This window comes from Peribacillus simplex (assembly GCF_030123325.1).
Taxonomy (GTDB): domain Bacteria; phylum Bacillota; class Bacilli; order Bacillales; family DSM-1321; genus Peribacillus; species Peribacillus simplex_D.
Window position 1 is genome coordinate 888,361 of sequence record NZ_CP126106.1, and the last position, 14,655, is coordinate 903,015.

Genomic DNA, 14,655 nt, shown 5'->3' on the forward strand with positions numbered 1-14,655 from the left:
AAAAGTTAAATAGCCAGCAGGGGAAAGATTTTCTCTGTCTGGCTTTTTGTTTGGAAAAAAGCAATAACGTTCTTATTGGACTTTATTCCCATATTTTATCAAAAGCTTTAAAGACAGAGTGAAATATTTGAAAACCAACCACTTATCGGATAATCTTACACAGTAATAGTTACTAAAATTTAGCTCAGGTAAAGCGGTTAACAGGAGGAATTCAAATGAATGCAAAGAAAACCAAAATGTTTGAACCCGTAACAATAGGTGCTTGGAATTTAAAAACAAGAACGGCAATGGCTCCTATGACACGGGCGTTTGCCGATAACGAAACGGGTGTTGTGAATGACCTGACCGTAGAATATTACCGAAAACGGGCACAAGATGGAATCGGGCTTATCATTACTGAAGGTGTAGTGATTTCACCAAGAGCAAAGGGCAATCCTGGGGTTCCCGGAATATATACTCAAGAGCAAATCAATGGGTGGAAAAAAGTAACCGAAGCAGTGCACGCAGAAGGTGGAACGATTATTGCGCAAATCTGGCATGTGGGCCGTGCAAGCCACCGTGAAATTGCAGGAGGACTTCCTCCGCAGGCCCCGTCACCTATCGGTGCAGAAGGTAAGGTTTCACGATTCGGTAAACCTTTTGACATTCCTGAAGAAATGACAGAGACGGATATTGCAGAAGTTGTGAACCAATATAAACAAGCTGCAAAGAATGCAATGGATGCTGGCTTTGACGGTGTTGAAATCCATGGTGCACACGGCTACTTAATAGACCAGTTCAATTCTGACACCTCCAATAAAAGGAGCGATCGGTACGGTGGTGATTTAAAACAGCGTCTAACTTTTATGAAGGAAGTGCTAAAAGCAGTTATTGATGCTGTTGGAGTGGAGCGCACCCTCATTCGTTTCTCGGCTTTGAAAATTGACCAGCCTTCTTATATGTGGGAAGACCCTGAAAAAGCGATCCAAACATTTATTGAAGCGTTCAATGAAACAGGAGTCAAAATGATTCACCCATCCACGATGGAATTTACCAAACCGATTGCAAGAGGATTGACGATGCATGAATTGGTACGCAGCCACTGGGGTGGAATCATAATTGGTGTAGGGGGGCTAGATCCTGAAACCGCAGAAGCCGCACTGGAAAAAGGCATTATTGACGTTGCGGCGATTGGACGTCCGCTTATAGCCAACCCGGATTATCTGGCACGAATTAAGCAGGATGAAAAACTTGTTGATTACGAGGCGAAGCAACATTTAGGGCAACTGATTTAATAGATAAAATATAAGTCAGGCTTGTTCATTGACAGGACCTAGCATTAACCATACTACCTTTTCCATAACTGATGCGATTCTTCATTCAAGAAGGGTCGCCTTTTCTATGGAACTAAAGGGAAGTGCAAAGGAAGGAGGTAGTTAAAAAGGTTATATATATTTGGTAGACTTACTGGTTATTTCAATTAATAAAGTGAGGAAGCTGGTATATAAATGGAACGTATCATGGTTATCGGAGTGTCCGCGGGTGTCGGAAAATCTACTTTTGCAAGAAGACTTGGAGATAATTTGGATATCGAAGTACATCATTTGGATACATTCTACTGGAGGCCAGGCTGGGTGGAAGCTCCTTTAGAGGATTTTATTTCTGCTCAGAAGGAAGTATTGAGTCATGACAGGTGGATAATGGAAGGCAATTATAGTAATTCTTTTAATTTACGTTCGGAGCTAGCCGATACGATCATTTATTTAGAACTTCCTCTCCGTGTTTGCCTTTACCGTGTTATAAAACGTTGGTTATCTTATCTAGGTAAAACAAGACCTGATATGGGTAAAGGCTGCAATGAAAAATTAGACTGGCAGTTTGTTAAATTTATCATGACCACCTACTTTCCTCGCAAGAAAGAAATGAAAATGAGATTTGCAGATCTTCAAAAGAGCCACCCTGAAAAGCTAATAGTTATATTAAAAAGCAAGCACGATATTGAAGGATATCTGTTGAATATGAAGGGATAAGCTTTTTCCCCATTAATTTTTATGACACTTAGATATTTCCGAGAGTTAATATAAAGCCAAAATGGAAAAGGGACCTTTCAATCGAAGATCCCTGAGATTGTAGACAAATTCGAAGAAGCCGAGTTTGCCACAGTTTTTTTATGGCTTGTACAATTTGGAAGTTGATTTCCACTCAAGAAACTCGCTTTCCGCGGGCGGTCGGGGAGCCTCCTCGGCATGTGCCTGTGGGGTCTCCCCTAGACGCGCTCGCACCTTTCTCTCCAATCAACTTTGTTCTAACATATAGATAGAAACCATGCCTGAGGAGTTGAAGGTGCTGGTTTGGGAACGTCATTTGCTGAAAGATAAGTTTCCCGAGCCCTTTTTATACATCATAAGTTTCCATGAACTAAATTACCATATAGCTACGGACAATTGACGATTACAGCAACACACCAATCTAGTCTATCTTTTAACTAAAGGCTTTACATCTTGAGGAATAGGTGAGGTATAGCTTTTCCCTTTTAATCGTTCTTTTAGCTCCGTTTTTGCCTTTTCAATTAATTCAGGATTTTGAAGTACTTCTACTGCAGTTGCCGCAATAACCTTTCCAGCATGAAGCATTCCTTTATGGGCAATGGATGTTGATCCCAGTGTAACCCACTGCCAGCTATGCAAAGGTGACCCAAGAACAAAACAAGCTGTCGTGCATTGGGCAGTAGGAACGATCCAACTAACATCCCCCACATCCGAGGACCCTGTTAATGGCGCTTGGAAGCCCTCAATGGGTTCTAACCAATTTGCCAAAGCATCATCTTGATTATCTTTAAAAGGATTGACTGTACTGTTCCTTTCTTGTTCGGTTAAGGTGGCGCGGACTTCTTTGGCAAGCTGTTTTTCCTTATCATCGTGTTGTGGGATGCCTAATTCTTCAAAATTCTTGTACATGACGGATTCCAGCACATTGTTTTGGATAACATTGGAACAGGCCTTATCGAAAACGATTTCCACTTCAGTTCCTGTCATAAGGGCAGCTCCTTTAGCAATATTACAAACTCTCAAGTAAATATCTTGAACTTGCGAAACTTCCGGAGCTCGTAATAAATAAAGAACTTCTGCATCTTGCTGGACAACATTAGGCGATAATCCACCTGAATTCGTTATTGCATAATGGACTCTTGCTTCTTGAATAATATGCTCTCTTAAATAGTTCACGCCAACATTCATAAGTTCTACGGCATCTAAAGCGCTCCGTCCTAAATGTGGTGATGCTGCTGCATGAGAGCTCTTGCCTTTAAACTTATAATACACTTGGAAATTGGAAAGCGAATCCATCGACATAACGCCGTTAACATCCAATGGGTGCCAACAAAAAGCAAAATCAACGTCATCGAACAAACCTTCTCTGACCATGAAGGTTTTGCCTGATCCGCCTTCTTCTCCTGGACATCCATAATAACGAACTGTCCCATTTATATGATTCTCTTCCATATAATCCTTCACTGCAACAGCTGCAGCTAAGGATCCCGTACCAAGTAAATTATGACCACATCCATGGCCATTTTCACCTTGTACTATTGGCTCTTGTTTAGCCGTAGCTTTTTTTTGACTCATACCTGACAGAGCATCAAATTCTCCCATGATTGCCACAATAGGTTTACCGCTCCCAAAGCTACCGATAAATGCCGTTTCTATGTTTCCAACACCTTTTTCAACAGAAAATCCTTCATTTTCTAACGTGCTGCATAGCAATTCAGCAGATTGATATTCTTCAAAGCGTGTTTCTGCAAAATTCCAGATACTGTCACTGACTTCAATGAATTTTTCTTTTTTTTGTTCAATGATTTCCGATAATCTATTTACATGTGTCATTTTACACTCTTTCCTTCCTATATATATTCTGAAGAATTATTTTAATAGGCGTCTTGCAATTAGATTCAAAAGTTCTGCACTCCTTGGTAAAACTTCTTCTTGAATATCAAATTTAGGGTGGTGATGTGGTGCAGGAATATCAGTCCCAATAATCATATATGTCCCTTTCCCGCCATTATCCTGTACCCTTCGAATCATAAAACTTGCATCTTCGCTACCGGCAGAACCGGATTCCCTGTATGCTTTGATTGTTGAAAAACCATCTACATTCATGGCTTCTTCCATGGCCAGTTCGACAAGTTCTTGATCACAACGAATCGTAATGGCTTGACCTATGATTTCAATTTCATGTTCGAGCTCATGCATACCTGCACTATGAGCCACGATATTTCGAACACGTTGCTCCACTTCAGCATTTGTTTCTTCGGATACAGAACGGGTTTCAATGACCATCTTTGCATGCGCTGGAATAATATTAGCGGCTGTTCCTCCGTTAAGAATACCTACATTTATGCGGGTAGAGCCTGAACTGAATCTTGGAATGGCATGTATATTTAATAATGCGGTGGCTGCTCCTAACAAAGCATTTTTCCCTTTTTCCGGAGAAGCACCTGCATGAGAAGATACCCCATGAAAATGGGCAGCCATTTTCGTACTTGCTAAAAAGCCGGAAGAACCACCATGAAATTCTCCTAGGGGGACATCTGTGCCAAGGTGCAGACAATATAAATAATCCACATCATCCAATATCCCTTTTTGAACAATTGAATAGGCACCGCGTACTCCCTCTTCAGCAGGTTGAAAAATAAGCTTTACCGTTCCTGAAAAATTCCCATCCGCTAATTTTTCAGCAAGTCCCAAGCCAATTGCTGTATGGCCATCGTGTGCACAGGCATGCATATTCCCTTCATATTTGGAACGAAAACCGTTCATTTGCGGGAAGTGGTCGGAATCAGTACTTTCCGTAACAGGCAATGCATCCATATCAAAGCGGAAAGCTACGGTCGGACCATCAGTTTTTCCTTTTAAAATACCAATGACAGCAGTATATCCACCTTCCATTTCTTGGAGGATTTTTGGGTTGGCGCCATCTTGTAATGCTCTATTAAATGTTTCCTCCAATACTTCTATCGGGGGGACTCCACGGCGAGAATCACCATCTAAAGCATCTTTTCCAAATATCACGTTATATTTCAGAGAAGTTAGTGCTTCTACTACCTTTGAAGCAGTACGAAATTCCGTAAAGCCAACTTCTGGATGTTGATGAAGATCACGTCTTAAAGAAATAATATCCAATTCGTTTCACTCCTAATTCATTTGATGATCATTCAAATAATACGATTTGGTGTCCAGACCAAGCAGCCCAGCCCCTCAAGTCGGATAAGGGGCATGTGAGGCGCTTGAGAATTTTTAAATTATGGTAATTTCGGATATACTCCGGGACCAATTGGGAGGCCAAGGAAATACCAAACGACTACCAATAGCGTCCAAATGATGAAGATGATAATCGGATAAGGCAAAATTAGAGAATAATAAGTTCCTAGTTTTGCATCTTTTCGATACTCTTGTAAGAAACTTAAGAATAGTGGGACAAATGGAGATACAGGTGCCAATGGCAGTACAGATGAATCTGCTACTCTGAACAACATTTGGGCGAAGGCAGGATGATAGCCTAATACCATGAACATTGGGACAAAAACGGGTGCCAATATAGACCATATTGCAGATCCGCTGGCAATGAACATGGAAAGAAGTCCAGATAAGAACATTAGCCCAATTAGGACAGGTGCACCTTCTATGTTTAGCTGTTCCAAGAGATCTGTGATGGATAAAGCCAAAAATTTACCCATATTACTCCAGTTAAAGCAAGCGACAAACTGGGAAAGCGGGAAAACCATAATGATGAATCCAGCCATTCCTTTAATTGGGTCCACCAATAATTCCGGAATGTCATTTTGTTTCTTGATTGCTCCCACCTTAACTCCATAAGTAATAGAAACTGTAAAAAAGAAGAGTAAGATGATTGCGACAATTCCAGACATGAATGGAGAGGGGAGAATGGCTCCAGTTTCTGGATTTCGCAATAGAGCTCCTTCTGGAACGACTAGAACGGCCATAACAGCTATAAAAATCAATGCTGAAATACCTGTAGCCAGGAGTGCTTTGTTTTGTTGCTTAGTTAATTGCTCCAGTTTTTTATGCTGACCGCCACCTTCATACTTTCCTAGGCGAGGCTCGACAAATTTATCTGTAATCAAGGAGATGACTACCGTGAGTACGAGAACGGAAGTCGCCATGAAGAACCAGTTATCCGTAACATTAACGGTCAAATTTGCATTCATGCCTTTCGCCACTTCCGAACTAATTCCTGAAAGCAAGACATCTGTTGTGACGATTAATAAGTTGGCAGTGAAACCCGAACCAACCCCAGCGATGGCAGCGAGCAACCCAGCAACAGGGTGACGTCCCACAGCAAGGAAAATCAAAGCACCAAGGGGAGGCATGATAACAAGCGCAGCATCAGAAGAAACATGACTAAAGAAGGCAACAAATACAACTAAATAACTAGCGTATTTCCCTGAGACTTTTAACGACATTTTCCGAATCAAAACTTCCAACAATCCAACTTTTTCCGCTAATCCTACTCCTAGCATAAGAGCTAAAATCGATCCCAGTGGTAAAAAGCCGGAAAAGTTTTTAATCATATTCGGCAAAATCCATTGGATGCCTTCACGGCTTAAGAGGTTTTGAACTTCCACTTTCTCTCCACTTATGGGGTCCGATGCCGAAACATGGAAGACTGATAAGAGAGCGGTTACAACAAATAAAAAGGCAATCATATAAATAAATAAGATAAAGGGGTGGGGGATCTTGTTTCCTATTCGCTCTACTCGATTGAAAAAACCACCCGTTTTATGATTTTGAAGATTAGTTGTATCTTTCATAACTTTTTGTTCCATTACATTCTCCTCCTAAACCTTCTTCCATTTGTAGTTTGTGCGTTTTGCACCATTCCATTTATAAACTTTTTCTCTAAACATGCCTTAAACTCAAATTACCGTCTTTCATCCTTTGTGAACTTCATTAGTTCCTTCCAATATACTTTTTATTTAACGAATATTTAACGCTATTTTCGTTAAATGTATTATATAATTAAGAATAATCTATTTCAATAAAATTTTCAGAAAAAAGGGAAATTATTTTCTGGTAATTCTTGTGAAATGAACAATGGGATTCGAAACCTTTGATTCAATAACTCCTGCCACTCTTGAACTCACGATAGATAAGAAACCATATTAAGTAGCACCATTTATTTATCAAAAGGTGCTTTACATGCTTTTATAGTTGGAGCTCATTTTTTTATTCCCTGTTAGGGTTGGTTATTTTGATATAATAAAACTAATAGTATGATGTAGGGGTGAAATAAACTTGTATAAAATTGGGGTTGTAGGTCCACTTTCATCTATAAAGAAAATTCGGGATGTTACTAATGAATTTGAACATGAAATAGATTTTATTGATTTTCCATATGAAGATGCACGTGAGGTAACGGACATTATAAAAAATCACGAAAGTACAGTGAATGGTTGGTTTTTCTCTGGACCAGTTCCTTATAGAATAGCAAAAGGAATGTTGGATTCAGAGGCCAATTTTACATATTGTCCTCCTGTAGGATCTAGTTTATATAGATGTTTATTACAAATGTCTGCAGATCAAAAACATTTTTTCGATAAGTTATCCATCGATATGATTCGATTGGAAGACTTTTTTTTGCATGAGTCGCTACAAGAGCTGGGGATTTCCACCGAACATATTTATGTAAAAACATTTGATGAACAATATGATTATCAAGAAATTGTTCAATTTCATCTTCAATTGTGGAGGGAAGGGGAAATACATGCTGTCCTAACCGTTTTACAATCTGTATATGAGGCCTTGAAGAAAGAGAATGTTGCTGTCTACAAAATAAATATGACAAAGATGGAAATTCGGCAAGCGGTCAAGATTTTGATTGAAAAAGCAAAAAGTACTTATTTCAAGGATAGCCAAATTGGTGTAGAAATCATTGAAATTGATCAGTTCGACCAATTTGTTGACGAGGTTAATATTCGTTACCATCTGCAGCATGTGGAGCTTAAGATTAAACAAACATTACTTGCATTTTGCGAAAAATTAGATGGATCCCTCATCGAAAATGGAAACGGCCGCTATCAAATATTTAGTTCACGAAAGGCAATTGAACGGGAAATTGGCAGCTTGCAAAGTACTGTTCAACAACTGGCCCTTGAAATGGATGTCCCAGTTGCAGTGGGTATCGGTTTTGGTGAGACGGCTGCATCTGCAGAAATCAATGCCCGCAAGGCGATCCGTCATTCGAAGAAGCAAGACAGTTCCGGAATTGTCGTTATCCAAGAAGATGGTGTAATGATTGAATCCGTAGGTCAAGAAGAACAATTGGCATATACCTTCCGTTCTAATGATAAAGAACTGCTAGATAAATTGAATCAGGCTAACATTAGTGTAAAAACGTATAAAAAGATAGAAGCATTGGTTGATCGTATGGGCTGGGACGGCTTCACTTCCTCAGACTTAGCTTCTCATTTATCCATGACCGTTCGAAATGCCCAGAGAATTATGAGTAGTTTGAGTGATAGCGGTTTAGTGGAGTACAAAGGGGAAGAACTTCAATCACCACGGGGAAGACCTCGTAAAATTTATATGTTAAAGAAGTAACACCCCGACGTTCTTGGTATACACGTAAATGAAATTCGAGGGAAGCTGTCATTGAGGCAGCTTTTTTATTGTAATGGTCAGGATAGTATAATAATTCCTAAGAGCAGATGTTCACGAATAAAAGTGTTGCATGATAAAATGATTCAAAAGAGAAAAGTTTGGCGAGGGTATGAATACAACTATATATACCATTGCTATGACTCTTTTCTTTTTGCAACTGATACGATAAGAGTAACTAAACAACTGATAATCATGACTCAATGCAAATTAAGCAATAGTTAGACAGCAGAAGAATTAGGATTACGATATCATGACTTAGATTAAACTAGGTTATTCTACAAAGAACAATGAATCTATTACAGATTATAAAAGGAAGTCGATTACTGGATGTATAAAATCGGACTGGTCGGTCTAAAAACTTCTATAGAACAAATTTTAATCTTGGCAGAAGATTATAAACATGAGTTGGAATTCATCTCTTTGCCCTATGCGAAGACAGAAGAGGTAGAGAATATTGTAAAGGAACATGATTCTAACGTGCATGCATGGCTTTTTTCTGGTCCACTTCCCTATGAAATCGCCAAAAAGACACTAGGTACAGATAAAATAATGGTCCATGTTCCAGCCACGGAATCAGGTTTTTATAAATCCTTATTAGAAATGATTTACGATCAAGGGAAAATCATCGAGCATCTAAGTATTGATACTATGTCCTCAAATAATATTAGCGAAGAAGCTTTGTCCCAGTTGAATATAAAAACCCAAAGGATTTATACGAAAGTGTTTGATGAATTGGATGTTGATACGGATGAATTGTTGCATTTTCACTTAAACTTATGGAATAAGGGAAAGACAGAAGGAGCTTTTTCTTGTTTTCCATCAGTGTGTGAAGCTTTAAGGGAAAAGGGAATTCCAGCCTACCGTATGTCGATTAGTAAGATGGAAGTGCGGCAAACGCTTCGAATTCTTTCTGAAAAAGTAAAGACATCCTACTTTAAGGATACACAAATCGGAGTTGAAATCATTGAAGTCGAATACTTTAACAAAGTGGCAGAGGAAATGAAAACTCCTTATCATTTACAGTACTTGGAGCTTCGGTTAAAAGAAATGTTGATTCAACTTGGAGAAAAAATAAATGGCTCCTTTTCAGAGAAAGGGAATGGAAGGTACATGATCTTTAGTTCTCGCGGCGCAATTGAACGAGAAATCATCACTCTCGAAGATACCATTCAAAAATTGGCCTTTGAAGCAGATACACCCGTTACCGTCGGAATTGGCTTCGGCGAGACTGCCTATTCAGCGGAAATCAATGCTTTTCGTGCTATTCAACATTCGAAGGGGATGAAAAAGCGTGAAATCGTGATTATTCAAGATGATGGAAAAATTATCGAATCACCAGGAAAAAAGAAAGAACTGCAATATGATACCCGTTCCCACGATAAACTCCTTATAGAAAAGTTGAAAAACGGAAATATCAGTGTTAAAACGTATAAGAAAATATCGGCTCTCGTTCAAAGAATGGGCTGGAGTGATTTTACTACAAAGGATTTAGCGACACATCTTGAAATGACAGAGCGCAATGTACGGCGAATTGTTGCAGATATGTGCGAAGTTGATTTGGCACAATGCATTGGGGAAGAGGCTAACGCCACTCGTGGAAGGCCGAGTAAAATTTATCGATTATTATAAAAGGCACCCATAATTGGGGTGCCTTTTTATTTCTGCTTAATGCTGTGTTTCATTTTATTGTAAAACATGGGAATTTGTTAAGGTTTTAAAACAGTTTGGAATTTTCGAAAAATATTGAAATAAAAACCGAGGGAGATTATACTCTATTTAAGGAATTTTTTCCTTAAACTATCCTAAATTAAGGGCTGTTATGTAAATTGAATGAAAAAGGGGTTGTAGTGGATGTCTCAAACGATAATGATTCATGATTTAATCGAGGCTGTTAAAGATGAAGTGGTTGCTTGGAGAAGATATTTACATAAGTATCCGGAGCTTTCTTTTCAGGAGGAAAAAACAGCACAATTTGTTTATGAAAAGCTGCAAACTTTTGGTGAATTGGAAATTTCACGTCCGACAAAGACGAGTGTTATGGCTCGTTTGATTGGTCAGCAGCCTGGGAAGGTTATTGCATTGCGGGCAGATATGGATGCGCTTCCAATTGAAGAAGAGAATGATTTTGACTTTGTGTCACAGAATTCAGGAGTTATGCATGCTTGCGGACATGATGGGCATACGGCGATGCTGCTTGGCACAGCAAAAATTCTTGCACAGTTAAAGGATCAAGTTAAAGGGGAGGTGCGCTTTTTATTTCAACATGCTGAGGAACTGCCGCCCGGTGGAGCTCAAGAAATGGTGAAAGCCGGTGTGCTAGATGGAGTGGATATGATCATTGGATCCCATCTCTTGTCGACTCTTCCTTTAGGGAAAATTGGTTTGGGCTACGGTCCGGTGATGGCTGGAGCTGATACTTTTAACATTACCGTTGTGGGGAAAGGGGGGCACGCCTCACAGCCTGAACTTACCGTCGATCCCATAGCAATTGGAACACAGGTTGTATCGAATCTCCAGCATATTGTTTCGAGGTATCGGGATGCCCAGGAAGCCCTTGTGATTTCAGTGACCCAGTTCCATGCGGGAAGTGCGATTAATGTCATTCCAAGTAGTGTAAGCATTGGTGGATCGGTTCGAAGCTTCAATCCAGAACTACGGGAAGAAATCCCGAATTTTATCGAGCGCATAGTAAAAGGAATTACCGAAGCGCATGGAGCCACTTATGAATTCGATTATCTGTTTGGTTATGCTCCTACCATTAATGATAAAGAAGTTACCAGATTGATGGACGAATCGATCTGTGAAGCATTTGGTGAAGAAAGTCGAGAGATTTTAAAACCAATTATGGGAAGTGAAGACTTCTCTGCTTTTCAAAAAGTGGTTCCGGGATCTTATATAGTAATAGGAGCCCGTAATGAAGAAAAAGGGATTATTTATCCTCACCATCATCCAAAATTCACTTTCGATGAACAGGCTTTACAAAATGGGGTGAAGTTATTTGTTCATGGGACTTTGAAAATGTTAAATCTAACATACTAGGGGGTTAAGAGGATGAAAAAAATATATTGGCTCGGAGTTATCCCTTTTCTTGGCTTTATAGTAGGCGCTTTGTTTACAAATAAAGTGACTCCCTATGTTCTGGGAATGCCATTTTTTCACTTTTGGATTGTACTCTGGTCTTTGCTGACCACAGGTATTATGGGGATTATCTATCTACTGGATCCTGCTAATCAGAAGGGAGATTCAAGATGAATATTGCCGTTTTTTTTATCCTGTTTTTTTTCGTCATTTCTGTTTTGATAGGTATTCAGGCTAAAAAAGGGAAAGAAATGAACTTGGAACAATGGTCGGTTGGAGGACGCGGGATGGGAGCCCTATTGATTTTCCTCTTGTCCGCTGGTGAAATGTATACTACCTTTACCTTTTTGGGTGCGAGTGGATCTGCTTATGGGGAAGGGGGTTCCATCTTTAGTATCGTATCATATGGCTGCCTGGCTACAGTCATCTCCTATTGGACATTTCCTGCTATCTGGAGGTATGCAAAGAAACACCAATTAGTTTCCCAATCTGACTTTTTTGTAAAAAAATATCAAAGTCCTTATCTTGGTGTGCTTGTTGCGGTTATTGGTGTTGTAGCTTGTACTTGCTACTTAGTGCTGCAATTGAAGGGGTTAGGATATATCGTTTCAGCAACATCCTATGGGGCTATTTCTTCTACAGCTGCCATTTGGGTCGGAGCAATTGGTGTGACCATTTTTGTAATGGTTTCCGGTATTCATGGCTCTGCCAGGACAGCTATTTTGAAGGATATTCTGATTCTTGGCATTGTCGTATTTTTAGGAGTTTATTTCCCTCTTCATTATTATGGCGGTCTTCAACCTATGTATGAGGCAATTGAAAATGCAAAGCCGAACTATACCATACTTCCAGATCAGGGAATGAGCGTTTCGTGGTATATATCCACGGTTATATTAAGCTCTATTGGATTTTATATGTGGCCGCACGGCTTTTCTCCCATATATGCTGCCTCTAGCGAAAAAGCTTTACGGAAAAACGCAATCCTAATGCCACTATACCAATTGATTTTATTGTTTGCCTTTTTTGTTGGATTTGCAGCGATCTTACAGATGCCTGGATTAAAAGGCGGCGAAGCCGATCAAATCTTGCTGCAGCTTTCTAAACAGGATTTTGATCCATGGTTTGTGGGCTTAATTGGTGGAACTGGCGTGTTAGCAGCTTTAGTGCCAAGTTCCATGCTGTTGATGTCAATATCAACATTGCTTGCAAAAAATATATATAGCGTATTCACTCCATCAGCAACGGAAAATCAGATTGCAAAATTGGTAAAATACTTGGTTCCCCTAATTTCTCTCGTAGGGATTTACTTGACCTTTAAAGGTGGAAATTCCCTCTTTAGTCTCGCCTTAATCGCTTATAATTTCATTACACAACTTGCTCCTGCCTTTTTCGCAAGTTTGATGAGAAAGAATTTTGTAACCAAACATGGAGCATTTGCCGGGATAATAACAGGAGGAGTTCTAGTCTCTATTATGGAACTGGGGAACATAAAAATCAGTCAACTATTTCCTTATCTTCCTCAAGCAATTAAAGACATGAATGTAGGGATTATTGCCCTATTTGTTAATATCGTAGTCTTGGTGGTGGTAAGCCTTATGACAAAAAACATTCATTATACTCATCAAGGTGTCAATAATTTGGAGACGACAACGGAAGGGCATAAGGTTCCAATACCAAAAGAATCAAATAGATAACTTAACATGATTAATAATTTCACTTCCGATATGATAATGAAAAAACGAATGACGCTATTTACAGTTCGGATAACGCCGATAATGAATTGGACTTTTTGGAAACAAAAGAAACAAACCGGTCTGAATATGGCCGGTTTGTTTCTTTTAATTACTCTGTTTTGGAACTTTGATCTTTATTTCTTTTATTTCCTTTACTGTTGTCCCCACTAACAGGAGCTTGCCCGTGTAATTGCGGTGAATTTTGATTACGGCTGCCTTTATTGAATTTTTTTGTCATGTCTCACATCTCCTTTCTTTTTTCAAATACAGTTTGTCCCTTTTTGGTGAACTTATGTTATCACTTGAAAAGAACATCTAATTCAAGTGATATTCAACCATTATTTCAAAGATAAAAACCGAAAATGGCCTTTCTTTAAATAGATAGGTGAAAAAATATTTTTGACGTACAACAAGAACAAAACATGACCCGTAAGATGCAGTGTGGAAACGCACTTCTTACACACTGCAACTCTAGGGCAGTAAGCGATAGCTCAGTAAGGATGATAAAAAAAGGGACTCAGCTGCATTTCAAGTCAGGTTGGTTAGAATAGAGACACAGAGGGCTGAGTCAAATTCTTAAAACGCTGTCAGACCTCCAAGCTTATCGATCAGGAACCAGCAAAGCGAATTTTCATTTCGTTTAGGGGTTTTATACAGACAAAGCGTTCAAAAGGGCTGTGTTGACTATTGAAAGTTCTGATTATGGAGATAAAACAAAATAATTGTTAGGGAATCTTGGAAATAGAGGATATTTTATCATAAGTTCAATCAAGAGGTTTAAATTACATAGATCGCTGCTTTATTTTTAATATACTTGCAGTAGTGGCTTGTAGCTCTGAAAAAAAGAATAGTATATACAGATAAATGATTTCAAGGATACATATAGTATTCTTTTTAAAAGCATGTATAAACATCTTCATAGTGATCTTTCCCTTCTTATTGTAATTTCATCAATTATACTAATGATGTTATACAAAATCTTCCTTCTTGTTAGATTACCTACCATTGTTTTTCTGAAAGTAGGATTTAGTTGAAAAAGAGTCATTCACCAATTCCAAACTTGTGAATATCGTCATGTAAATGAAGGAGGGACATTTTAAGTGGACAATCTTTCTGACCATTACCTCGATAGAATATATTTTACGTACTATTTTTGTAATGAGAAAAACTGATTTTGGTATGTATTAAAT

Annotated in this window: 11 protein-coding genes; 7 read left to right on the forward strand and 4 right to left on the reverse strand. The window is 39.0% G+C overall.

The window, feature by feature from the left end; translation table 11 throughout:
- The first annotated feature begins 215 nt into the window (after positions 1-215).
- Together QNH43_RS04270 and QNH43_RS04275 are read left to right on the forward strand one after the other, a co-directional pair.
- The gene (locus tag QNH43_RS04270; protein ID WP_283916914.1) at positions 216-1,274 is read left to right on the forward strand and encodes an alkene reductase; all 1,059 of its coding nucleotides are present in this window, start codon (positions 216-218) and stop codon (positions 1,272-1,274) included.
- Positions 1,275-1,487: 213 nt separating this feature from the next.
- Entirely contained in the window at positions 1,488-2,009 is a 522-nt protein-coding gene (locus QNH43_RS04275) for a P-loop NTPase family protein (RefSeq protein ID WP_283916915.1), read from the forward strand.
- Positions 2,010-2,453: 444 nt separating this feature from the next.
- Here the strand turns inward: QNH43_RS04275 and QNH43_RS04280 are convergent, their stop codons facing one another.
- The 3 genes from QNH43_RS04280 to QNH43_RS04290 all read right to left on the reverse strand — a co-directional run bounded on the left by QNH43_RS04280 (position 2,454) and on the right by QNH43_RS04290 (position 6,805).
- The gene (locus QNH43_RS04280; RefSeq protein ID WP_283916916.1) at positions 2,454-3,860 is read right to left on the reverse strand and encodes a M20 family metallopeptidase; all 1,407 of its coding nucleotides are present in this window, start codon (positions 3,858-3,860) and stop codon (positions 2,454-2,456) included.
- 36 nt (positions 3,861-3,896) lie between these two features.
- Positions 3,897-5,156, reverse strand: a complete 1,260-nt coding sequence (locus QNH43_RS04285) for an amidohydrolase (RefSeq protein ID WP_283916917.1) — start codon at positions 5,154-5,156, stop codon at positions 3,897-3,899.
- 119 nt (positions 5,157-5,275) lie between these two features.
- Entirely contained in the window at positions 5,276-6,805 is a 1,530-nt protein-coding gene (locus QNH43_RS04290; RefSeq protein ID WP_076368026.1) for an AbgT family transporter, read from the reverse strand.
- A gap of 484 nt (positions 6,806-7,289) precedes the next feature.
- Here QNH43_RS04290 and QNH43_RS04295 point away from each other — a divergent pair, with 484 nt between their 5' ends.
- The 5 genes from QNH43_RS04295 (at position 7,290) to QNH43_RS04315 (ending at position 13,426) form a co-directional block, all read left to right on the forward strand.
- The gene (locus QNH43_RS04295) at positions 7,290-8,594 is read left to right on the forward strand and encodes a helix-turn-helix domain-containing protein (protein WP_283916918.1); all 1,305 of its coding nucleotides are present in this window, start codon (positions 7,290-7,292) and stop codon (positions 8,592-8,594) included.
- A gap of 387 nt (positions 8,595-8,981) precedes the next feature.
- Entirely contained in the window at positions 8,982-10,283 is a 1,302-nt protein-coding gene (locus QNH43_RS04300) for a helix-turn-helix domain-containing protein (RefSeq protein WP_283916919.1), read from the forward strand.
- Positions 10,284-10,505: 222 nt separating this feature from the next.
- Entirely contained in the window at positions 10,506-11,693 is a 1,188-nt protein-coding gene (locus QNH43_RS04305; protein WP_283916920.1) for a M20 family metallopeptidase, read from the forward strand.
- A gap of 12 nt (positions 11,694-11,705) precedes the next feature.
- Positions 11,706-11,906 (forward strand): DUF3311 domain-containing protein, encoded by a 201-nt coding sequence (locus QNH43_RS04310; protein ID WP_076367727.1) that lies wholly within the window; start codon positions 11,706-11,708, stop codon positions 11,904-11,906.
- Positions 11,903-13,426 carry a sodium:solute symporter family protein gene (locus tag QNH43_RS04315; protein WP_283916921.1) on the forward strand — a complete coding sequence of 508 codons (1,524 nt, stop codon included), beginning with the start codon at positions 11,903-11,905 and terminating at the stop codon, positions 13,424-13,426. The genes QNH43_RS04310 and QNH43_RS04315 overlap by 4 nt, the downstream gene beginning before the upstream one ends.
- A gap of 148 nt (positions 13,427-13,574) precedes the next feature.
- Here QNH43_RS04315 and QNH43_RS04320 read toward each other — a convergent pair whose 3' ends face one another.
- Complete coding sequence (locus tag QNH43_RS04320; RefSeq protein WP_255256698.1) at positions 13,575-13,703, reverse strand: hypothetical protein; 129 nt, start codon at positions 13,701-13,703, stop codon at positions 13,575-13,577.
- Between the last annotated feature and the right edge of the window lie 952 nt (positions 13,704-14,655).